The 21,916-nt window shown below is 66.6% G+C and carries 20 protein-coding genes and 2 pseudogenes; 4 read left to right on the forward strand and 18 right to left on the reverse strand.

From position 1 onward, the window contains the following. Positions 1-104 precede the first annotated feature (104 nt). A pseudogene (locus MFF24_RS25935) lies at positions 105-524 on the reverse strand (ATP-binding protein); the annotation flags it as partial. A gap of 213 nt (positions 525-737) precedes the next feature. Next, positions 738-2,027: a cystathionine gamma-synthase family protein gene (locus MFF24_RS25940; RefSeq protein WP_238228857.1), complete on the reverse strand. Its 1,290-nt coding sequence runs from the start codon at positions 2,025-2,027 to the stop codon at positions 738-740. Positions 2,028-3,028: 1,001 nt separating this feature from the next. Between MFF24_RS25940 and MFF24_RS25950 the strand changes: the two genes are divergently transcribed. The 4 genes from MFF24_RS25950 to MFF24_RS25965 all read left to right on the forward strand — a co-directional run bounded on the left by MFF24_RS25950 (position 3,029) and on the right by MFF24_RS25965 (position 8,524). Then, entirely contained in the window at positions 3,029-3,427 is a 399-nt protein-coding gene (locus tag MFF24_RS25950; protein ID WP_238228858.1) for a VpaChn25_0724 family phage protein, read from the forward strand. Positions 3,428-3,834: 407 nt separating this feature from the next. After that, complete coding sequence (locus tag MFF24_RS25955; RefSeq protein WP_238228859.1) at positions 3,835-4,689, forward strand: hypothetical protein; 855 nt, start codon at positions 3,835-3,837, stop codon at positions 4,687-4,689. Positions 4,690-5,836: 1,147 nt separating this feature from the next. After that, complete coding sequence (locus MFF24_RS25960; protein WP_238228860.1) at positions 5,837-7,474, forward strand: inorganic phosphate transporter; 1,638 nt, start codon at positions 5,837-5,839, stop codon at positions 7,472-7,474. Between the two features lie 6 nt (positions 7,475-7,480). Continuing rightward, positions 7,481-8,524 carry a CorA family divalent cation transporter gene (locus MFF24_RS25965; protein ID WP_238228861.1) on the forward strand — a complete coding sequence of 348 codons (1,044 nt, stop codon included), beginning with the start codon at positions 7,481-7,483 and terminating at the stop codon, positions 8,522-8,524. Between the two features lie 16 nt (positions 8,525-8,540). Here MFF24_RS25965 and MFF24_RS25970 read toward each other — a convergent pair. The 16 genes and pseudogenes from MFF24_RS25970 to MFF24_RS26045 form a co-directional block, all read right to left on the reverse strand. Then, positions 8,541-8,744, reverse strand: a pseudogene (locus MFF24_RS25970) (carbohydrate porin); the annotation flags it as partial. Positions 8,745-8,818: 74 nt separating this feature from the next. After that, positions 8,819-9,022: a hypothetical protein gene (locus tag MFF24_RS25975; RefSeq protein WP_238228862.1), complete on the reverse strand. Its 204-nt coding sequence runs from the start codon at positions 9,020-9,022 to the stop codon at positions 8,819-8,821. Positions 9,023-9,661: 639 nt separating this feature from the next. Then, complete coding sequence (locus tag MFF24_RS25980; protein WP_238228863.1) at positions 9,662-9,922, reverse strand: hypothetical protein; 261 nt, start codon at positions 9,920-9,922, stop codon at positions 9,662-9,664. 247 nt (positions 9,923-10,169) lie between these two features. Continuing rightward, positions 10,170-12,107: a squalene--hopene cyclase gene (shc, locus tag MFF24_RS25985; protein ID WP_238228864.1), complete on the reverse strand. Its 1,938-nt coding sequence runs from the start codon at positions 12,105-12,107 to the stop codon at positions 10,170-10,172. A gap of 41 nt (positions 12,108-12,148) precedes the next feature. Further along, a complete protein-coding gene (locus MFF24_RS25990) occupies positions 12,149-12,682 on the reverse strand; it encodes a TetR/AcrR family transcriptional regulator (protein WP_238228865.1) in 534 nt (177 codons plus the stop codon). A gap of 628 nt (positions 12,683-13,310) precedes the next feature. Then, the gene (gene napH, locus MFF24_RS25995) at positions 13,311-14,180 is read right to left on the reverse strand and encodes a quinol dehydrogenase ferredoxin subunit NapH (protein ID WP_238228866.1); all 870 of its coding nucleotides are present in this window, start codon (positions 14,178-14,180) and stop codon (positions 13,311-13,313) included. Further along, a complete protein-coding gene (gene napG, locus MFF24_RS26000) occupies positions 14,177-14,839 on the reverse strand; it encodes a ferredoxin-type protein NapG (protein ID WP_238228867.1) in 663 nt (220 codons plus the stop codon). The genes napH and napG overlap by 4 nt, the downstream gene beginning before the upstream one ends. Before the next feature lie 18 nt (positions 14,840-14,857). Beyond that, positions 14,858-15,202, reverse strand: coding sequence for a cupredoxin domain-containing protein (locus MFF24_RS26005; RefSeq protein ID WP_238228868.1), 345 nt, complete (start codon positions 15,200-15,202; stop codon positions 14,858-14,860). A 13-nt stretch (positions 15,203-15,215) separates the two neighbouring features. Beyond that, positions 15,216-16,274, reverse strand: a complete 1,059-nt coding sequence (gene mauG / locus MFF24_RS26010; RefSeq protein ID WP_238228869.1) for a tryptophan tryptophylquinone biosynthesis enzyme MauG — start codon at positions 16,272-16,274, stop codon at positions 15,216-15,218. 33 nt (positions 16,275-16,307) lie between these two features. Then, positions 16,308-17,195 carry a methylamine utilization protein MauJ gene (locus MFF24_RS26015; protein WP_108943160.1) on the reverse strand — a complete coding sequence of 296 codons (888 nt, stop codon included), beginning with the start codon at positions 17,193-17,195 and terminating at the stop codon, positions 16,308-16,310. Between the two features lie 132 nt (positions 17,196-17,327). Then, the gene (locus MFF24_RS26020; protein WP_108943161.1) at positions 17,328-17,687 is read right to left on the reverse strand and encodes an amicyanin; all 360 of its coding nucleotides are present in this window, start codon (positions 17,685-17,687) and stop codon (positions 17,328-17,330) included. A gap of 65 nt (positions 17,688-17,752) precedes the next feature. Further along, positions 17,753-18,313, reverse strand: coding sequence for a methylamine dehydrogenase (amicyanin) small subunit (gene mauA, locus MFF24_RS26025; RefSeq protein ID WP_108943162.1), 561 nt, complete (start codon positions 18,311-18,313; stop codon positions 17,753-17,755). Positions 18,314-18,359: 46 nt separating this feature from the next. Next, a complete protein-coding gene (gene mauD / locus MFF24_RS26030) occupies positions 18,360-18,977 on the reverse strand; it encodes a methylamine dehydrogenase accessory protein MauD (RefSeq protein WP_108943163.1) in 618 nt (205 codons plus the stop codon). A 5-nt stretch (positions 18,978-18,982) separates the two neighbouring features. Next, complete coding sequence (locus tag MFF24_RS26035; protein ID WP_238228880.1) at positions 18,983-19,543, reverse strand: MauE/DoxX family redox-associated membrane protein; 561 nt, start codon at positions 19,541-19,543, stop codon at positions 18,983-18,985. Between the two features lie 14 nt (positions 19,544-19,557). Next, positions 19,558-20,787: a methylamine dehydrogenase (amicyanin) large subunit gene (gene mauB, locus MFF24_RS26040; protein WP_238228870.1), complete on the reverse strand. Its 1,230-nt coding sequence runs from the start codon at positions 20,785-20,787 to the stop codon at positions 19,558-19,560. A gap of 71 nt (positions 20,788-20,858) precedes the next feature. Continuing rightward, the gene (locus tag MFF24_RS26045; RefSeq protein ID WP_238228871.1) at positions 20,859-21,716 is read right to left on the reverse strand and encodes a cytochrome c biogenesis protein CcdA; all 858 of its coding nucleotides are present in this window, start codon (positions 21,714-21,716) and stop codon (positions 20,859-20,861) included. Positions 21,717-21,916 lie beyond the last annotated feature (200 nt).

The following is a 21,916-nucleotide window of genomic DNA, read 5'->3' on the forward strand; positions in this document are numbered from 1 at the left end:
GAGGATGGAAAAGCCCGAGAGGGCGCGGGGCGTCGCGACCCTACGGGCCAGGGCACCGACCAGGGAATTTTCGATGCCCACAATCAGGGAGTATTCAACGCCCGCTGACAAACCTTGAGCCCCGCAGCGCTGTCGCCCGCCTCAATCGATGTGTAGCCGAGGTCCTCAAGAATGTCGGCGACCAGCATCCGCACGGTTGGCTCGTCGTCCACGATCAGCACCGTTTCGCCCCGCTCGGAACGCGGCAGGTCGGACACCCCAATGGAGGCGTCATCGTCCTCGACCTCGCCGTAGTGGCGAGGCAGGTAGATGCATACCGTCGTTCCCTGCCCAACCTCCGAGTAGATGCGCACCTGTCCGCCCGACTGCTGGGCGAAGCCGTAGATCATCGAAAGACCGAGGCCGGTGCCCTCGCCGATCGGCTTGGTGGTGAAGAACGGTTCGAAGGCCCGCGCGATCACCTCTGGTGGCATTCCGACACCCGTGTCGGTCACGCACAGCGACAGGTACTGACCCTCAGGGATGGCCTGCTCGATGGCAAACGCCACTCAGACCGATTAGCAGAGGTGCTGCGACATCCGCTTCGAAGCCTTTGCCGGACCCACCTGACCGTAGGTAGTGAGCGTAAAGCCGAATGTCCGCTTTCGGTGCGGGGGGCAATATCGGATTGTGGTTCCAATCAGGCGGACCGGATGTCGTCGCCGAAACTTCCGCACATCTCGCGGGCTGATCGCCGTTTAGCCGAGAGTGGCGAGAGCAGCGATAAGATCAGCGAGCAGATCGTCTGGATGTTCGATGCCAATAGATACCCTGATCGTCGCGTCCGTAATGCCGAGGCGGTCACGTACGGCCTTTGGCACGCCCGAATGGGTTGTGGAGGCCGGGTGGCTGGCGAGCGACTCCGTGCCGCCCAGGCTGACGGCGAGCTTGAACAGCTGAAGAGCGTTGAGGACTTGGAATGCCTCCGCTTCGCCACCGACGATGTCGAACGAGAACGTTGAGCCTGGCGACGCGCATTGCTCAGCATAGACAAGAGACTGCGGCGATCCGGGCTCCAGATGCGCGAGATGGTGGAGGCGAGACACCTTCGGATGCGCAGCCAGCATTCGGCTCACGATCTCGCCATTTCGGTTGGCCGCACTCATCCGCAGCGACAAGGTTTCGAGCGACCGCCCCAGCATCCAGCAGGAATGGGGATCGAGACCGGTCCCGATCGCTGAACGCAGCAGTCGCACCGGCTTGATCCGTGCTGCTGAGCCGAGGGCTGCGCCAGCGATTAGGTCGGAGTGGCCTCCGACGTACTTTGTCAGCGAGTAAACTGAAATGTCGGCGCCGTGGCGTAGCGGGTGCTGGAAGAGCGGGCCGAGGAGGGTGTTATCGCAAACCACTACCGGAGCCACACCGCCTTGTCGGGCGCTTATCTCGTCGGCCACAGTGCGGATAAGGCTAAGATCGACGAGAGTATTGAGCGGATTCGAGGGCGTCTCGACCATAATGACGCTGATCCGTCCCGCCTCGGCGGCTTGGTTGGCCGCAGCGCGCACGTTTGCCGAATCAATCCCGTTGGCGAAGCCGAACGGCACAATGCCAAAATCGGCAAGGGTCTTGGCGATCAGCGTCTCAGTACCTCCATAGAGCGGCTGCGAGTGCAGGAGCGCGTCGCCGGGTCGTGCGAAGGCCAGGATTGTGGTCGCGATCGCCGACATGCCGGAGGAGAAGACTAGTCCGGCCTCAGCACCCTCGAACACGGCCAGCCGATCCTCGACGATCTCGCTGTTGGGATGATTGAAGCGCGAGTAGACGAGCCCGGCCGCCTCGCCGGCCGGGGGGACGCGCCGCCCGGAGACGTAGTCGAAGAAGGCTTTGCCGTGCTCGGCCGATGTGAAGACAAAGGTCGATGTGAGGAAAACCGGCGGCTTCACCGCACCCTCAGATAGGGCTGGATCGTAGCCGTAGCCAAGCATCAGAGTCTCGGGATGGAGCGGGCGATCACCAATCGCCTTCTTATGGTAGCGATCGTCGGACATGCTGGCATTGCTCCGAGACGGCTCCAGCCCGGGGCTGGGGAGCCAGATTGTGCTTCGAATTCGGTCCTTCGAACGAAGGACCATGGCATAGCCAAGCCCGCTTCGAAATGTTGCGACGATCTCGGAGAGCCTGAGGCACCCGGCGGCGCACGGTCATTCTTGGCCGGAAGCGGCAGGTCCGCTTCCAGATGTGAATCGGGTCGAAACCGACTTGAACGATTAGCTCGCTCAGCGTCGAGCGCCCTACCCGTCGCACCGCCTAGCGACGATCCCCTGTGTGGCCATCGTCTCGGCGACAGCGCTGGATACCTCGGTGAGTGAGCCCAAGCGCATCCGCTCCGGTCAGCAGCTTTCCGACTCGATAGCGTAGAAGCCGCTCCAGAACTGCAGGAGGCGCTCGGCCGGGCTTTCGGCGGGTGCGCCGTGGGCCGGGGACCCTGAGCCGGACGACGGCCTACGGCTGGTTCTGCCACCGGCTCGGCGGCAAGGGCGGCCGGCCCTTCCCCGAGATGCTGTCCCGGATCGTGCTCGGTCATACGGAGCTCGGTTCATGGCCGGCAAGCGCGCCCGGGCCACGATGCCGCCGCCGACGGAGACCTGCACGCCGGTCGAGGTCAAGGCACGGTGCGGGGTCATGCAGGGCCTGATGCGATAAATCCCGGAGCAAGTGACGCTCGCTATCGCAAGCCAAGGCTCGCGACCTGCCGTTCCGCATCCGCGGTGCCGAGATCCGCCCGATCAAGGCGCTCACGCGGGGTTGGGTCGCCGCCGGCGGGGACGCCATCCTGCTCGGCACGACCTGAGAGGTCGTGTAGGAGCTGACGGCCATACGTGTCCTCGTGCCCTAGGTTGTCTTCGCGTCCCGTGAGGCTGACGTGGCGGACGACCCACGGTTAGTCGTAGGGATAGTCGAGCAGCGCCAGGTCAAGGCGGCCTTGCCCGATACGAACGTGGCCCGGGCGGCGACGCGGTAGCCCTTCTCGCGATCGAGCTACGACGCGATGACCCTCGCCGAACCTCTCGCCGGCAGACAGGGTGCAGGTAGCCGGGCGACGAGTCAGCGGTGGGTGGCGATGATCTCGAACGAACAGCAAAGCGTTACTGCAGAGATCGTGGCGAAGCACCAGGCTCTGGTCGTCCTGCGCATCTTGATCGACGACGAGCTAAGAGGGGCCGCCAACGAAGCGGTCCTGTCCGATCTGCTCGATGTCCACGGGCTCGGGTGCACGCGTGCAAGCCTTCGTTCCTGCCTACGCTTCTTGGAGCAATCCGGCCTCATCGCGGCCGCTGTCGTCGACGAACTCGCGGTCGCCCGCATCACCAACGAAGGCGCCGAGGTGGCGCACGGCAGGGCGACAGCCGAAAACGTCCTACCCTTCACGGCCTCGTGCCTCTACTAAGCGATCAACTCTGGTTCGCACGGCGACGCCTCGATTCCTCCTTGCGGCATGCCTGCTGTCGTTGGTTCCGGGGACGCCTGCCGTGCTCCGCGTGTCCAGCCGGAAGGTCACGGACGACGCGGCCGGATCTGGGGTAGTTGTCCACAGGTTTTTCGTGGGGCCCTGAACCGACCTAGCCGCCCATACGTGGGTTGGGGCCGACGAGGGCGATTTTTGCCGAGGCTGCCGATCTCGGGCCCCGGGCATGGCGACGGAGGCCTCGCGACCGCGTCGATCGGCCAGGGGCTGCCTCAGCGTCGATGCCACCGTCGAGCCCGACGACACCCCTGCCCCAGCCGGTTCCCCGCAATCGTCCGAAGGGAGATCATGCGCGTCCGGGCCGCCGAGACCGTCAGGGAATCAATTTGATGAGCATGTTCAACGTGGGACCTCGACCGTTCGTCATAGCGTCGAACGAACCTCGGGCTCGCCCGAAGGGTGACCCGGCTCTGTGCAGGGAGGCCTTCGACCTCGCCTTCAGGCGCCCCGATCCCCCGAGCCGCCCGAAGCACGGCGTGACCCTGAATGCGCTGCTGCTCGAGGTCTTCGGCCGCGAGGAACTCCTGCCCCTCGATGCGTTCGTCGCGGCGCACGATCGCATCGTCAAGAAGCAACTTCGCCGTATCGATCGATATCCGCGTCCCGATCCCGATCCGCTTGCATACGAGATGGCCGGTATCTTCGCCGGTCAGTGCTTCCGGTTACGGCTTATCGCCAGCGACAAGGCGGAGGAAGGCCTTCCCTGGTTTCGGCTGCTCGATCGCGTGATGCAGTTCGCAATCGAGGGTCGTAGGGCCGTGCGGGTGCGTGGATTGACCCCGGCGGAGCAGGACCGGCGCGATAAGATCGACAGGAGGGCGCGGGATGCCGCCACGCCGGAGATCGGAAGCTTGATTAACGAACTGGTCCGTCTTGATCGCCATGGTGTCGTGCCGGCATCCTGGCACGCCGCAGATTTCCTGCCAGAGGATCTCGTCGGTCGCGGGATCGCGGAGTCCGCGGCCTTCATTGCCGGATACCACCAAGCCGCCGCCTTCGGGCGTACGAAGTTGGCGGATTGGCTTGCTTGCCTTGCAAGCTCGGTCGAGAAGGCAAGCCGGCCGCTGCCGCCAAGCCGCGGCGGCGGGCAGCCCGAACCGGAGAGGGTCATCCCCGACGACGTCGACGCGCTCATGGTGCTTGCGCGGACGAGAGGCTTGGACCCCAACTCGACGGATCGGTGACCTGCGGAGCCGATCAGGCAAGCCGTTCCCAAGCTATAGGCCACACCCCGTGCGGTCTCGATTTCCGGGGTCGGGGGCTGCCCGGCCGGATCGCCCGGTTCGGCAGATCCGGATCCCGCCTCGCCAGGTTCATGCGCAGGGCCGGTGGAAGGTCGACCCAGGTCGCGTCTGAATCAGGCAATGCCTGCTCATCATCCGCCTCGATCGTAGACGGCCAAGCCGCGGGATGAACGAGGCAACCTGCGAGCACGGCACCGGTATAAGGCGCGGACGCGAAGGCTCGACCCGTAGGCCTTGGGGCCCCTCCCCGCTAGGCTCGGGAACCTTCAGCGTAGGGGTGACTCAAGATCTCCAGCCGCGTGCCAGCGCCCAGGTTGCTCGATCCGGCCGCCGTGTTGCCGAGACGAGACATCGCCCCAGCGCACGCCCGGAAATCCGACCATCTGTTCAAGGCATACTCTGCACACGGCCGGATCAAGGCAGGTTGATCTAGGCGACAGAGGAGGCAAAGCCTCTCCGGCAAGCGCTTCCCTCGAGGCACTATCGAACGAATTTTCGAGGATCTCGCATACGTTAAGGAAACAATTTTTCCTCTCGCGCATATAGCTCGTCCCGCTCTCACCGACGGGCTTCGAAAGCACCTTACCCCGCCCGGCTCAGCTGCGGCGGGGTTTTTCGTTCACGCCCCGCACGGTGCCGGAAGAATCCGCTTCCACACCCGGACCATGCAATCGTCGTCGCTGGTGCCGGCCGCGGCGGCTTCCTGTCCTACAGCCCCATAGATCTTCCACGTGTGGCCTCGTCTAGGCCGACGCCTGTGTAGGTGGAAGTCGCACGGGACCCCTCACGCTCGCGAAGCTGATCGGCAGAAGATGGGGAGTCGTGTGGCCATCGGAAGCTGTCGTGTCGATCGAGCGAAAGGTGGGTGTCGAGGAACGAGAGTCATGCCTCGGCTTCGCTCAGGTTGGAGTGAAGCCGTCCCACTCGTTCGAGCGGATGCCCCATCAGGTCCGCAGACGGCCCGCTTTTCGGTCACACGCGCGAGATCCTAGTTTAATCCCTGACCTGTCACAAAAATTTCGCCGACCACGTGCTCAGGAGGTGTCCAGCGGCACGAAATTGCCCGCAGACCGTCGGAGGTGTCGGCATGGCAGGATCAGCAATCGGCAGCTACGCGCCAGGCCGTAACCAAACAGCGCCCGAACCGCATCACGGTCGACCCAACCTCGACGGCAACCGCTCCATCCTCACGGCTATCATCTTCACAGGCGCAATCGCAGCAGCACTCGCCTACGTCGCCTACAGCATCTACCTCGACGTCGATGCCACCGGCGTCCAGGTCACCACGTACCTGCCCTACATCCTGCTGTTCGTCGCCCTCATCATCGCGCTCGGCTTCGAGTTCGTGAACGGCTTCCACGACACCGCCAACGCCGTCGCAACCGTCATCTACACGCACTCACTACCCGCCAACGTCGCGGTGGTCTGGTCCGGCTTCTTCAACTTCCTCGGCGTGCTCCTGTCCTCGGGCGCGGTCGCCTTCGGCATCGTCAGTCTGCTCCCCGTGGAGCTGATCCTGCAGGTGGGCTCTGGCGCGGGCTTCGCCATGGTCTTTGCCCTGCTGATTGCTGCCATCATCTGGAATCTTGGCACCTGGTACTTCGGCCTGCCCGCCTCGTCCTCGCACACCCTGATCGGCTCGATCATCGGCGTCGGCGTCGCCAACGCGCTCCTCCACGGCCGCTCCGGCACATCGGGTGTGGACTGGACGAAGGCGACCGAGATCGGCTGGTCGCTGCTGCTCTCACCCGTCTTCGGCTTCATGGCCGCCGGTGCCCTCCTGCTCGTCCTGCGCTTCGTGGTGCGCAATCCTGCCCTCTACGCTGAGCCTAAGGGCAAGGAGCCGCCGCCGTGGTGGATCCGCGGCATCCTGATCGCCACCTGCACCGGCGTGTCCTTCGCCCATGGCTCAAACGACGGGCAGAAGGGCATGGGCCTGATCATGCTCATCCTGATCGGCACCGTGCCGACCGCCTACGCCCTTAACCGCGCCCTGCCGGATTCCTCGGTGGCGCAGTTCAAGCTGACCTCGCAGGCCGCCTCAGAGGTCGTCGCCAAGAAAGCGGCCGGCTACGACATCATCGGCGACCCTCGCCCGGCGGTGACGGCCTACGTCGCCGCCCACAAGATCGAGGGCGGCACCTATCCGTCACTCTCGACCCTGATCAAGCAGATCGGCGAGCAGGTCGACCAGTACGGGACGCTCGCTAAGGTACCGGCCGAGGCGGTGGGGAACACCCGCAACGACATGTACCTCGCCTCCGAAGCAATCCGCTTCCTGATGAAGGACAAGGAGAGCGAGCTCTCCTCCGCCGAGGTGGGCACGCTCAACGCCTACAAGAAGAGCCTTGATGAGGCGACGCGGTTCATCCCCACTTGGGTCAAGGTGGCGGTGGCGATCGCCCTCGGCCTCGGCACCATGGTCGGCTGGAAGCGCATCGTGATCACGGTGGGCGAGAAGATCGGGAAGACGCACCTGACTTACGCGCAAGGCGCGTCCGCAGAGTTGGTCGCCGCCGGCACGATCGGCGCGGCCGACATGTTCGGCTTGCCGGTTTCGACCACGCACGTGCTCTCGTCGGGTGTTGCGGGCACAATGGCAGCCAACCGATCGGGCTTGCAGCTCACGACCCTGCGCAACCTGGCCATGGCCTGGATCCTCACCCTTCCGGTGGCGATGCTGCTGTCGGGAACGCTCTACGTGATCTTCTCGCGCCTGTTCTGAGCCGAGATGAGTGCAGCATCGGCTCAGCCAGCTCGTCTCCTCTGCGACGAGCCGGCACTTCCGGGCCTTCTCTGGGCCATGCGCTTCGACGAGAGCGGCCGCGGCCACCTCGTCGATCACGAAGAGCGGTTGCCAGTCCCTGGCGGCTTCGGCGAGGGCTTCACCTGGCTGCACTTCAACCTGAACGACGCACGCCTCGCAGACTTCGTCGCCGAGGGCAAACTCGGTCCGCGCCACCTGACTGCTGCGGCTTTCGCAAGCGATCCGCACCAGCGCCTCATGGTCGAGGTTGGCCATATCGGCGGCGTCGTGGCCGATCTGGTCCGCGAGACCGGCGAGCCGGCCAAGGTCGATGCGGGTGGGCGCCTGCATTTCGTGATGGGGCCGCGCCTCCTCGCGAGCGGACGGCGCCACCCCGTTGTTGGACCCGACCTCGCTCGCGATGCGGCCGCCGATGGGCAGTGCATCCTCGCGCCTGTCCAGCTCCTGGAGATCATCGTCGGGCAGGTCGTCACCGCGATGGCGGAGACCGGCAGCCGTCTCGCCGACGAACTCGACGAGATCGAGGACCACATCCTCGACGAGCGCGTGCGCGGCGAGCGGCGGCGGCTCGGACCGATCCGTCGCGACGCGGTCCGGCTGCACAGACAGCTCCTGGGGCTGCGCGCCGTCTTCCACCGGTTGGAGACAGCCGCGTCCGACGAGCAGATCCCGGCCGTCGCCGTTGCGGCCGCCGTCCGGATCGCACAGCGGCTGGACGCCCTCGACCGGGATATGGTGATGCTCGCCGACCGCAGCCGCCTGATGCAGGAGGAGCTGGCCTCCTACCTCGCCCAGGCGTCCAACCGGCAACTCTACACCCTCTCGGTGCTCACCGCCCTGTTCCTACCGCCAACGCTGGTGACCGGCCTGTTCGGTATGAACACCAAGGGGCTGCCGCTCGCGGACAACGAGAACGGCTCCTCGGTTGCCATCGCGGTCGCCGTCGCCTCGGCGCTCGCGGTCTTCGCGTTGATCCGCGGCCTCGGCATCCGGCCGCCGCGCGACTGAGAGCGGCTGGGAGCGCTCAGTAGCGGACCGTGGCACGCAGGCCGAACACGGCGGCGTTGCGGATCCGCGCACCGTCCGGATCGCGCGGGTTGCTGATCCCGCCGCCGGGCTTGGACACGTACTGGATGCTGGGCTGCAGCGCGACGCCCGGCCCAAGCACCGCCTGGTAAGCCGCTTTGATCACGGTCTCCGTGCTGCGACGCGGACCCGGAACGCCGCCATTGCGTTGACCGGGATGCGTTGCCGCCTGAACGCTCAGATTGCGCAGGTCGCGTCGTCGCCTTGACGCCGATCCTACGCCGAGCGGATGCCGGCGGACATCAGCGCGGTCAGCACGACGCTGCAGAGTATAATGAGCGTGGCGAGCAGAGCCGCATCGATGTCCAGGTTGGTTGGCAGGGGGCGTGTGGTCAGGAGTGGCCATGCCTGTAACCAAGCCAGCCCGAGGGGAGCGGCGAAGGCTAGAACACAGGCCATTGCCGCGAGGGGGCGGGACATCGCTAGCTCCGCCTAGAAACCGGTGGGGGATCCCAGCGGACGTGCTGCCCCGCTAGGCTTGAGTCAGTGGTCCGCGGCGTTGACTGACTCAAAAATACTGTCGTCGCGTTGAAGGCGATAGTTCGAAGTGCGGCGGAAATGAATACAAAACTCACGATAACAACCTCCTGTACCGCACTTCGGCGGCGTTCAGGGTACGGTCACTAGAGAAACTCGGAGCGCAAGCTTAACAGATCAGGGCGAGTGCCGATAAACCGGTTTGCGGCGGCGATGGTGCTTGCCAACAACAGTTTATGTTCGGTTCTCAGACCGCTCGTGCCGACCATGGTCGAGCCGACTCGATGCGCGAGCGGTAGCCTCGATCGCGAAGCTGATGACCTCTCGCGACGTCATCATGGGCCCGGAATCGATGCGCCAGCAAGGATCGTCGGCCATCGAGGCACCCGCCACCGAGTGACCGATCTCATCCAGCTCGAGCAGCGCCCAGGCAATGGGGCTGAGTGCCCGCTCGTCCCGACATCCGAAGACGCCCTTCAGCGCTCACGCTCCCCTGTCATCCACGCCGGAAGCGTGTCCGTATCAGGAACACCGCGTTCAGCAGCTTGGCTCCGCCACGGCCGAGCCAGACTCCGAAGAGCGTTAATTCGAACGGTGTCCGACCTGCCTCAAAGGCCCGGTCTCGGAATCCAGAGCGCTCATGCCGTGACGCGGGGCCGAGATCAGCTTCGACGGAAGGTCATCGGCGCGGACAGATTGCGCCGTCCGGCGCGCCGCAAAGCGCCGGCTCGATGTCGGCGGGCCCTTGATCGCGAGCACCGCATCGGCCTGTGCGAGGACATTCGCCCGCCGCGTCGCGACGATCGCCGCGCCCTCGGGCGGGAAGCCCACGCAATCAGTCATCACCGGCTCGCGGTCGCGGCGGACATCCGGCACGGTGGTCCCGCGATCCCGTCGGGACCGATCTCATCACGAGGGCGGCGATCGAAACTGCCGCGATCGTAGACGCCATCGCAGCCAAGCCATGGAAGGGACGATCGGAAGAGGTTCCGGCATGGTACCGGAGCTTCGTCTGCGCAAGACCTTGTTCGTGCACGCGTCGTGATCATCGAGGTTTCCCGATCGATTTCACGGCCCGGATTCCGCGGCCCTAAAATCCAAGGCTGACCTCCCGGCTGTTGCCCCGCTGCAGGTTGTGCAAGCGTGACAGGGCGAAGAGCGGGAAGAACAGCCGGTAACCGTGGTATTTGAGGTAGAACACCCGCGGGAAGCCGACGGCGTTGTAGGCCTGCTCCCGCCACTCGCCGTCCGCACCCTGCGTGCGTTGCAGGTAGGCCGCTCCGCGCAGGACCGCGGGGTGGTCGGCCTGCCCGACCGCCATCAGGCCGAGCATCGCCCAGGCGGTCTGCGAAGGCAAACTCTCGGCGTTCTCGACATAGTGGCCCGCGTCGTAGCTGCGCTCGTCCTCGCCCCAGCCGCCATCCACCCGCTGGATCGAGACCAGCCAGTCCACGGCCCGGCGCACCATCGGATCGTCGTACGGGACGCCGGCCGCGTTGAGGGCACACAGCACCGACCATGTGCCGTAGACGTAATTGGTGCCCCAGCGTCCGTACCAGCTGCCATCCGCCTCCTGCTCGGCCCGAAGGTAAGCCAGGGCGCGCGCGATCACGGGCCGATCATCCTCATGACCGAGCTGGGACAGGAAGGAGATGCAGCGGCCGGTCACGTCGGCGGTCGGCGGATCGAGCAGCGCCCCGTGGTCCGCGAACGGGATGTGGTTGAGGAACTCGCGGTCGTTCTCCGCGTCGAAGGCCCCCCAGCCGCCGTTGCGGCTCTGCATGCCGACGATCCAGGCCCTCGCCTTCTCGACGGCCTCGGCGTGCTCGGGCCGGCCGTTGCGGTGGAGGAGCATGCCCACGACCGCGGTGTCGTCCACGTCCGGATAGTGATCGTTGCGGTACTGGAAGGCCCAGCCGCCCGGCTCGGCCTGCGGCCGCATCGCGGTCCAATCGCCGCGAACGCTCGTGATCTGGCGCGCGGCCAGCCAGTCGCAGGTAGCGTCGAGTTCCTGCCGCGCCTCGACGCCGCCGGTGCGCGACGCCTCGATCATGGCGTGGCCGGACAGGCTGGTGTCCCACACGGGTGAGACGCAGGGCTGGCAGTAAACCTCCTCGTCGGTCTCGACCATCAGCTTGTCGATGGCCTGCCAGATCGTGACGCGGCGCGGGTCGTCGTCGGGATAGCCCAGCACGTCGTACATCATCAGCGCGTAAGCCATGGCCGGGTAGATCGCGCCGAGTCCGTCCTCGCCGTTCAGGCGCTCCTCCACGAAGTCGACGGCCTTGGCGATGGCGCGCTCGCGCGCGACCTTCGGGAACAGCGGCTCGGTCCGGCGCAGCACCGCGTCGACGTGTTTGAACACCACGCCCCAGCGGGAGCGGTATGGTCCCCGGATCCAGTCGCGGACCCGGTCCGGCGGGGTGCGGAAAATCTCGTCGAAGCGTACCCGGCGCGGGTTGCGGGCGCGCGGCTTCAGAGCCTGCAGCACGAGGAGCGGCACCACGCAGACGCGGGCCCAATAGGACATCGCCCAGATGTTGAAGAAGAACCACCTGGGCAGGTGCATGATCTCGACCGGCATCACCGGCACGCCGCGCCATGGGATGGCGCCGAACAGGGCAAGCTGGATGCGGGTGAAGACGTTGGCGCGCTCGGCCCCGCCATGGCCGAGGATGGCATGGCGCGCGCGCACCATGTGCGGCGCGTCGGGAGCGTCGCCGATGGCCTTGAGGGCGCAGTACGCCTTCACGCTGGCGGACATGTTGAATGCACCGCCATGGAACATGGGCCATCCGCCATGATCACCCTGCCTGCGCCGCAGGTACGCGCCGATCTTGGCCTGCCGCGCGGGCGTGATGCGGTCCATGTAGTGCTCCAGGAGCACGTACTCGGACGGGATGGTGGCGTCCGCCTCCAGTTCGAACACCCAGTGGCCGTCCCGTTTCCGGCGGCGGCTCAAAGCACGGCCGGCGTCGGCGATGGCGCGCAGGTTCTCGGGCGCGGAGAAGCGAGGCTCCGTGTTCAACGGTCACTCCACTGATGTCGGATGGATCGGGCGGAAGCGGGTCAGAGCAGCTCGAGGAAGTCGGCGAAGACGCCGTCCCACTCGGCTTGGTCCATCTCGACCAAGCCGAGGCTGCGGAGAAAGAAGGCGCCCTCGGCGGCGAAGAAGGCTATGCGAGCCCGGCGCTGCGCCTCGGAACCGGGATCGAACCTTGCGATCCAGGCGGCGTACCATGTGCGCACGCGTTCCATGTGCTCGGGCGACCGCAGCAAGGTCACGAGCAGGCCGACCATCTTCGTCTGGGAAGCCTCGTCGAGGCGGCTCGAAGCCATGACGTAGCCGCGAGCTTGGTCAGGAACGGCCGCATCCGCGACCGTGGTTCGCGCGAGTTCGGCGTCGAAGGCTGCGAACCAGCGCTCGACCAGGGCGGCGATCATGCCGTCCTTGTCGCCGAAGCAGTATTGCAGGCCCCCCTTGGTGATGCCGGCCGCCCTGGCGACGGCATCAAAGGTGAGCGCCGTGGCGCCCTCCCGGCACACGATCTGCTCGGCGTGGTCCAAGACATTGTCCCGGTCGATGGTTCGGGTACGTCCCATCCAATCAAACCCGTTTGAAATCCATACGTACGGAATTAATCGAGGAGGCCAGGCTTGGCAAGCGCGAGGACGTGAGGATCTTCGGGCAACCTCTCCGCAAGTCGGCGGCACGGCACCGGTCCGGGCATGGATCGACGGGAGTTGGGCCGGCAGGTCGAGTGGCGGGCTCTGTTGGGCTTTACCTCAGCGCCGATGGCGAGGCGGCCGTTTCATCCCAAAACACGGAGTGGCCGCCGGCAGGGCAGGAGGCCCGAACACGGTCATGCCTCGGTTTGGGCCCCGGCATACTCTCCGCCGCGAGCCAGCCGCCACGCTAACCCTTCCATGAGGCCGTGGAAGGTTCCCGACGCCGGGGCGGGGAGAGGGTTATCGGTCGCCCGCGCGCGCCGGTATCCCTGATGGCTGCGCAACGCTGCAAGGCTTTCTTCGGTCAGGCGCAAGGCGTGCGGCGCGTCCGCCGTATCCTGTAGCCGCTCGGCGCGGTCGACCAGGAGCGACAACTGCCGTTCACGGCGTGCCTCGTGGTCGGCGATGAGGGCTTCCAGCGCATCGGACGTCCCGCCAGCCCATTCCGTGGCCGGCTGACGGCATGCAGGCAATCGTACTCGAACCGTTCGATCCCTGAAGATCAGAGCTGACCCGATGCCGAACCGCGCCTCACGGACATTTCAAAGACATCGACTGGACAGGAGTCGATGCAGCCGCCGCAATTGAGACAATCCTCGTGCAGGATCAGCGTCGTTCCCTTGCCCTTCAGAGCCGGCGTGATGACGTGAGGCTCCGTGCAGATCTGGAAGCAGGCGCCGCAATTGGTGCAATCCTCCCGTCGCGCCGCCGCGACGCGCACGAGGCTGGCCTTTCCTATCAGGCCGTAGAAGGCGCCCACCGGGCATAGATGGCCGCACCAGCCCCGGCGCGTGATCAGCAGGTCGAGGAGGAAGACGGCCGCGATGACGGTCCAACCCGCGCCGAGTCCGAAGATCAGTCCGCGCTGCAGGAGGCTGACCGGGTTCACGAACTCCCAGGCGATCGTTCCGCTCAGGAGGGAGGCGAGCAGCGCGCCCGCCAGGACCCAAAGCCGCGTGCGCCGGTCGAGCTTGCGGTCACGCGTGATGCCGAGCTTTTCCCGCAGCCACTGGGCGGTATCGGTGACGACGTTGACGGGGCAGATCCAGCCGCAATAGGCGCGTCCGCCCACCACGACATAGAACAGGATGATCAGCAGGGCGCCGAGGAGGGCGATGCTTGCCGGCACCGTGCCGGCGGCGAGCGACTGGAGCGCGACGAGGGGATCGCTCAGCGGCAGGACGCCGAGCACTTCGCTCGACGCGAAGTTCCCCCGGACGAGCCAGAGACCCGCGAGCGGGCCGGCCATGAAGACGCCGAGCGCCGTGATCTGCGTAAGGCGTCGCAGAAGCCACCATTTGTGGGCGCGCAGCCAGCCCTTGGCCGCCACGCCCTCGGCGCGGGCTTCCGCCGTGAGGGTCAGGCGCGTCATACCGCCCTCCCCGCCCGGTTGCGCCCGCGGCCGCCGAGGCCGAGTTCGCGCGGCAACACCCGGATCGCGGCGTGGCCGAGCACGCAGTGCTTCTCGCAGGTGCCGCAGCCGGTGCATTTGTCGGAATGCACCGTCGGGATCACCATCCGGCGCCCCTTGATGGTCTGGACTTCCAGCGTGATCGCCTCGTCGCGGATCGGGCAGACGCGGTGGCAGATGCTGCAGGTGATGCCCTTGTAGTTCAGACAGCTCTCGTGGCCGACGAGGACGGCGACGCCCATGTCGGCCTGCCGGATGCTCGGGATGTCGCGGTCGAGCGCTCCCGTCGGGCAGGCCTTGGCACAGGGTACGTCCGCGCACATGAAGCAGGGGGTCTCGCGCGCGACGAAGAAGGGCGTGCCGAGCGGTGCCCCCTCCCCCATCTCGGCGAGCCGCAAGGTGTCGAACGGGCAGGCTCGCACGCACAGGCCGCAGCGGACGCAGGCTGCAAGGAAATCGTCCTCCGGCAGCGCACCCGGCGGCCGCAACGCCTTCGCCTCGGCCTTGCGCGCGGACTCTACGTAGGCCGTGAGCGCGAGGCCGGCGAGGCAAGCGACGCCCGCGGCCTTGGCGCCGCTCGTCAGCAGGTCCCGTCGCGACGGAGGATTCGGCTTTGCCATGGAAGGCTCCCCGATATTTTACTTCCCGGCGACGTCGAGTTCCATCCGGATGATGGGATGGATCCAGCAGCGCACGACCACGCGGCCGGCCTGCTTCAGCACCGCGCGCTTCGTCGTGCGCGGCGGCTGCGTGTCGAGCGTCTCGACCTGGCCGTCCTCGTAGGTGAGGTACAGGTTGTGGGCGATGTCGGCATGGTTCACGAAGGCGATGGTATCGCCCACCTTGGTTTTCAGGCCAGGATCCTGCAATTCAACGTGGTGGATCGGCACTTCAAAGTCTTCGGCATCTGCCGCCGTCGAGAAATGAAAGCTTGTCAGTGCCAAGCCGGCGACAAGGCCGAGCATGAGGTTCGGAATGGCCATCCGAGGGTCCTTGCTATGGCAGTTGCGGTAAGGTGACGGCTGCGGGCTCCGCCGCGAGGGATGCGAGGAAGGCGACGAGATCGCGCCGCTCCTGCGCGCTGAGCTCGACCGGCCTCATCTCGAAGGACAGGCTCGGGCGCCGCTCGCCGCCCCTGACGTAGTGCTCGATCACCGCGTCCAGGTTCGCGAGTTGACCGTCGTGCATGTAAGGGCCCTGCATCCGCAGGTCGCGCAGCGACGGCGTCTTGAAGGCATGGCGCATGGCCGTCACGCTCGGCGGCGCGAACTTGCCGCGGCCGAGATCGTCGCCGGCCTCCAGGCCGATGTCGTGGAAGCTGTCGTCGGTGAAGCGCCAGCCGGAATGGCAGGCCGCGCAATTGGCCTTGCCGGTGAAGAGCGCGAAGCCGCGGCGGGCGTCGGCTCCGAGGGCCTCCTCCTCGCCCTTGATCCAGCGATCGAACGGGGCCTCGCCCGAGACGAGCGTCCGCTGGAAGGTGGCGAGCGCCGCCGTCACGGTGCGTGCGCCGATCGGCTCCTCGCCGAAGGCGTCGCGGAAGAGCGGTGCGTAGCCCGGTACCGCCCTCAGGCGCTCGACGACGAGATCCATTGGCATGTTCATCTCGTCGGGCGCCGTGATCGGCATGCGCGCCTGCGCCTCCAGGCTGTCGGCCCGGCCGTCCCACTGGAAGGCGGAGCCCCAGGCGAGGTTGCGCACGGGCGGGGTGCGCCGCGGTAGGGAAACCATGCCGAAGCCCACCGCGCGGGTCAGTCCGTCGCTCCAGCCGAGGCTCGGATTGTGGCAGGTCGCGCAGGAGACGCTGCCCGAGCGCGAGAGCCGCGGATCGAAGAACAAGGCCTTGCCGAGCGCCACCTTCTCCGGCGTCGCCGGGTTGGCCTTCGGATGCGGCACGCCGTCCGGCCGGCGGAAGCGCTCCTTGAGCGTAGTCAGGCCCTGCTGCGACGGGCCGACGATCGCCGTGGCGGAGCCGGCGCGCATGGTTACGGCGTAGGCGCCGCCGCAGACGAGGACGGCCCAGGTGATCAGAACGGGAATCGGCAGGATCGGCCGCATGGCCCTCAGCCTCCTCAGGGTGATGTCCGAGGCTCAGGAGGCGAGCGCCAGATCGGCGCCGCGGCGGCGGGCGATCTCTCGCAGGAGCATTTCGCGGGCGGCGAGGTCCGCGAGGCTCGCCATGTGCGCGAGCCTCCAGCGCGCCTCGCCCCGAGGCCCGTGCGTGCCCTCGCCGGGCGCCTCCAGATCCTGGAGCACGGCGTCGCGCCAGACCTCCAGGGCATCGACGAGAACGGTCAGCGGCTGGTCCTTGAGGCTCACGGCTGAGCCGAGGGTGCCGCTATGCACCAGCATCTCCAGGGTCACGGTAGGGACCGGCCGCAGCGGCTTCGCGGGAAAGGGAGCCTCGCCGGTCCGCCAGCGCTTCAGCACCGCGTAGGCGTTCAGCAGGCGCCAGGCCGGGTCGGAGGCGTTGCGGGCGCGCTGGTACAGGCGCAGCACCGGCTTGAGGTCGTCCGGTGCGAAGGCGACGGCGTCGAGATCGAGATCGAGTGCGCTCGGACGGAACGGGGTGCAGCGCCAGCGCGCCTCGTTCGCCGGATCGGCCACGCGCCAGCCGGCGATGGCCATGCCGCGACCGAGTTCCAGCGTCCAGCGGGCGAGCCGGTCCTCCAGATCGTGCCGGCAGGCGTCGAAGGCGGCGTAGGGCTCGGCGCTTTTGATCCGGTAGATGATCTCGCTGAGCTTGCCCGACTCGTCGCCGTAGCAGGCGATCTCGGCCGGCATGCCGTCCAGCTCGACCGTCAGCACCTCCTTGGCGGACTCGGCCCTGACGTCGATCTCCCAGCTCTGGGTGATGGGATTGCGCACGAAGAAGCCGACCAGCACGTCGCGCACGGAACGGTCCGCCTGCGAGCGCTGAAGGCTCGCCGCCGATGTCTCGCCCTTGAGCGAGCCGGTCAGATCATAGGGAATCCACATCGTTGCACCATCGTTGCAGCTCGGCGCTGACCCCCCCTCCCCAGCGGGTCGGGATGCCGTACGCCGCTTGAGACGGGCGGAAGAGGTTGACCGGCAGGTCCGCGGCCGAGCACGGACCTGCCGGCCTCGTCGCTACTCGACGACGACCTTGCCCTTCATGAAGGGATGGGGCGTGCAGATGTAGTCGTAGGTTCCCGGCGTGTTGAACTTGACCGAGTAGGTCTGGTTAGAGCGCAGCATCGGCCCTTCCAGCTCCTTGTCGACGCTGCCGCCCGGCTTGAAGTGCACGTTGTGCGGCAGGGCCTCGGTGTTGGTCCAGGTCACGGCCGAGCCCGCCTTGATGCGGACCTCGGGGGTCGCGAACTTCATCTTGGCGATCTTGACCTCGGTGCTGCCGGCGGGAGCCTCCGGCACCGCTTCGAGGGCACCGGCGGCGAGCGCCGCACCGGCGGAGAGGGCAGCGAGGGTTGCTGCGAGAACGAGGACGCGCATGGGGTTCGACTCCGATGTCTCAGGGCTGTCCGCAAGCCGCGGCCGAGAGGCCACGGTGCGGGGGATCAGCCGGCCTTTCCGACGATGGGCGAGATCGTGCAGTGGTAGGTCATGGCATCGTCCTCGGCGCCGAAGCACCAGATGATGTCGTTGCCGAATTCCGGACGGTAGACCGGCAGCTCTCCTTCCGTGTTCAGGCAGGGGCACCGGGTGGACATGCTCGCGCCGCAGCAGTCGCGGTAGGAGATCAGGTAGCTCTGCTTGTCGGTCGGGTTGTAGCAGCTGGCGACCCAAGAGCTGGACGCGAGCTTGGTGCCGGGCGGGCAGTTGGTGAGCGAGCCGCCGGAGCAGTCGCAGATGTTGCCGTCGATGGAGCAGTGCCGCCAGTAATCGCAGGCCTGCACGTCGTGATCCTGCGGCGTCCACTTTCCGCGCGGATCGCCCGCGCTCTCGGCGGCATTGGCCCGGCTGACGCGCCCGCGGCGGTCGACCGGCAGCAGGGGCACCAGCGCCACGCCGGCCACCGCCGTGCCGACGCGCCCGATGAAGCCGCGGCGGCTCGTATGCCCCGCCACCTTGCGGGACATCTTCTCGAAGAGATCGTCGAATTGGGATTTTCCGAGCATCGTTTCCTCGTCGCTGTTCTGGGATGCGGACGCGGGCGCCCTGCGATCAGGCGGCCTTGGCTCCGTGGTTGTGCTTGCGGCTCGTCATGAACTGCTGGATCGACGCGAAGCCGCTCTTGTCCGCCTCGAGCAGGCTCTCGAGATGCTCGCGGGTGTTGGTGAGACCCTTGGCGCGGATCACGCCCTCGGCGTCGAGCAGCACGCCGTAGGGGATCTTGCCGACCTGGAAGGCCATGCCGACCTCGGCGGAGACGACGTAGCGAATGTCGCCGAGCTCGTGCTTGGCGAGGAAGCGCTGGTGCTCGTCCGGCTGCCCGTCGCTGATCATCACCACCGCGAACTTCTCGGCCCGGGCGATCGACTTGATCAGCGGGAAGAGCTTGTCGCAGACCGGGCAGGTCGGGGCGGTGAACATCAGCAGCGTCGGGCGGCTCTCGGCGCTCGGTCCGCCGATGCGCACGGTGGCGCCGGCATGGTCCGGAAGGTCGAAGACCGGCGAGGCGTCTCCGATGTCGGGGCCGTGATCGGTGATCATGGCGCCCATGGGCGAGGAGCGCTCGTGCAGCAGGCCGACCTGCCGCAGCAAGCCGAGCAGGAGCACGGCGCAGCCGATCAGGGCGAGCCAGAGCAGGACGTTCGAGGCGATCAGGAACTGCATGGTCATCGCAGTCAGCCTTTCGGGATGGAGGAGGGACGCGCCCCGGCTTGAAGCCCGTTCAGGAGCGAGGCGCCGTAGCCGAGGAGGAGGGCGAGGCCGGCGGCTGCGAAGCCGACGGCGAGATCGAAGGGGCCAGCGGCGGGCGCCGCCGGCAGGATCCAGGCAAGGCCGAAGGCCACGAGGGCGAGGCCGGCGTTGCGGCCGACGAGCAGCCAGCTGAGCGGCTGCTTCATACCGTTGCGGAAGCAGCCGCAATCGATCGCCGTCCGGCCGCGCACCACGTTGATCGCGATGGCGAGGCCGAACACGACCAGCAGGCCGCCGAGTCCCGCCGCGGAGGCTGCGGCGGTCGCCGGGACCGCGAGGCCCGCGGCGAGTGCCAGCTCCACGAGAGGAAGCGCGGCGGCGAAGGGGCGGGCCATCGCCTCGGGCATCAGCCGGAAGTTCCGCATGACCCCGAAGAACTCGTCGCCGTGGCGCAGCTTCGGCAGGGCGGCCGCGACGAAGAGCAGGATCAGGAACGACCGCAGGAAGACCGTGACGACGGGCTCGCCGAGGAGCGGCATGGCGATCTCGGACATGCCGATCACATGTCCGAGGTCGTGATGACCTGCGGGCCGGCGCCGAGCTGGTTGACGCTCGATACTTCCTTGCCGGTCTCGGGATCGAAGATGAACAGCGTTTTGGCGCCGGTGGAAAGCGCGTAGAGCTGCGGCTTGGCGTCCTGGCTCACGCCGACCGAGTCGATCTCGTGCCTGAGTTCGAGCTTGCTGATGCGCTTGCCGGTCTTGGCATCGATCACGAACAGGAACCGGCTCGGCGCCTTGTGCTTGGACGCGGCGCGCTGGTCGCCGAGCAGGAAGATCCGGTCGCTCTCACGGTGATAAGCGACCTGCTGCCAGCCGCCGGGCGCCCAGCCTTCCTTCTTCTCGGCATCGGTGAACGCCTCGATCGCCGGCAGGAACTTGGCCTCCTGGGAGGAGAGATCGACCTGGAAGATCTTGCCCGTATAGGTCGGCCAAACGAGGCGACCGTTCTTGGGCGAGTAGGCCGGATGGTTGATGAGGTATTCGTTCTCCTTATGGAAGATTTCGGTCCGCTTGGTCTGTGACTTCCCGTCGGCGCCCATGCTGACCTTCAACAGGCTGCCGTCGCGGCAATGCATGAAGAAGGTGTCGTTGCTGGAGGGGAAGATATGATAGCAGTCCGGAACCTCGATCATCCGGTCGAACTTCTTGCCGGCGAGATCGACGACGCCGACGGCCGGCTGTGGCGAGAACTGGTAGAACAGCAGCGTCTTGTTGTTGGGCGTCAGCGCCGTCATCCAAGGATAGGTGCCGACGAGGAAGCGGGGGGCGTTCGGCAGCTCGATGTCGGCGATCGGTTCGGCCGTGCGCGCATCCAGGAGCTCGACGTAGTCCGTGCGCTTGCCGCGGGCGATCCGCGAGAACACCGTGTTGGCATGCCCGAAGAAGGAGCCGTCACTGGCGACCACCGTGTTCGACAGGAAGCCGCCATCCGCCATGCCGACGACGCGGGCAGCGTCACCGTCGATAATGAAACTCTGCGAGATGGCCGCGAAGTGCTTCGGATCGTACACGTAGACGCGGCGGGCGTTCGGCGCGGGCGCCTTCAGCACCATCGGATCGTCCGCCTTGCCGGCGCCGAGGTCGGCGGCGGCCTGCTTGGCGGCGGCGGCACCCTGCTCGGCGGCGACGACCGAACCGGCGGCGAGGGTCGCGGCGAGGGTCGCGGCGCCGATCGCGGTAGATCCGTAGCGGAAGGCGTGCCGAAGTTTGGCATAGGCGTGCGTCATCATTCTCTCCTTGAGGCGAGTGCGAAAGACCAGGGGACGGGATGGGTGAGCGGGCGCCAGCCCGCCCGTGCTCAGAGCACGGCGAAGGTCAGCAGCGCCGCGCCGAAGGCGATCAGCAATCCGCCGTCGAGAAGGGCGGCGCTTTCCTGCCGGCGGGCGAGCCAGTTCTGCACGGCAATGTCGCTCACCGGCAGGTAATTCACGGCCATCGGCAGGAAGCGGCCCGCGTTGAAGGCCAGGAACAGCACGATCGCGGAAGTAACGTTGCCGCTCGCCACGGCCGCTGCGGTCACGAGGTACAGGATCGGCGTCTGGACGTAGGTGAGATAGTTGAGGCCGAGCGAGAGGCCGTACAGGCCGCCGATGAACCACATCGGGAAGCGCTGACGCGCGTCATGCGGCACCTGGGCCCGGCGCTGCGGATAAGGGACGCGGAGGAAGCCGAGTTGGTGCGCTCCGTAGACGAGGCCGGTCAAGCCCAGAACGCCGAGCATCACGAAGGAAGCCCCGGGAAAGCCCAGGAGCCCGCCGGCCAACCCGAGGATGACGCCGAGGATCACGGCCCCAAGCGCATATCCGGCGCCGTGCAGCAGGAAGGTGGGCGTGTACTTGACGAGGGTGCTGCGGGATTGTCGTCCGACCGGACGCAGGAGGCAGAGGCTTGAGTAGCCACAGGGTGACCAAGTCGAGAGCAGACCTCCAAGGAATGAAAAGCCAATGAAGAGAACCGAAAGCGTCTCGGCCTGTGTGTCGGACCGGTAAACGAGGGCGGCGCCCGCAACGCCGATCAGCGCGGCGCCCGCCAGACTGGCGAGGCGGATCCTGCCGGAGTATTCCTGGGCAAATACGAGGCAATCCTCGACGCCCTCGGAGCGCGTCGAGACAAGCGGGATCGCCTCACCTCCGGCCGGAGGCGTCAAAGTGGTCATGCCACGTTCTCCCTAGTTGAATTTTTAGTCATCACGATTTCGTGACCGACCATATTTCCTGTTTCACTAAAAGATACGAATTTTATCTGCAAGCAAAAACTGGCGTTCAGAGTGAACTTTTGCCTGCATTGTGGGCATCATTGCGCGCAATTTATGCATTGAGACGAGCGCGAATCAAAATTTCGCAGTTGGATCCCGCA

Origin of the sequence: Methylorubrum aminovorans, from assembly GCF_022179725.1 — a bacterium.
In the GTDB taxonomy this organism is placed as follows: Bacteria; Pseudomonadota; Alphaproteobacteria; order Rhizobiales; family Beijerinckiaceae; genus Methylobacterium; species Methylobacterium aminovorans.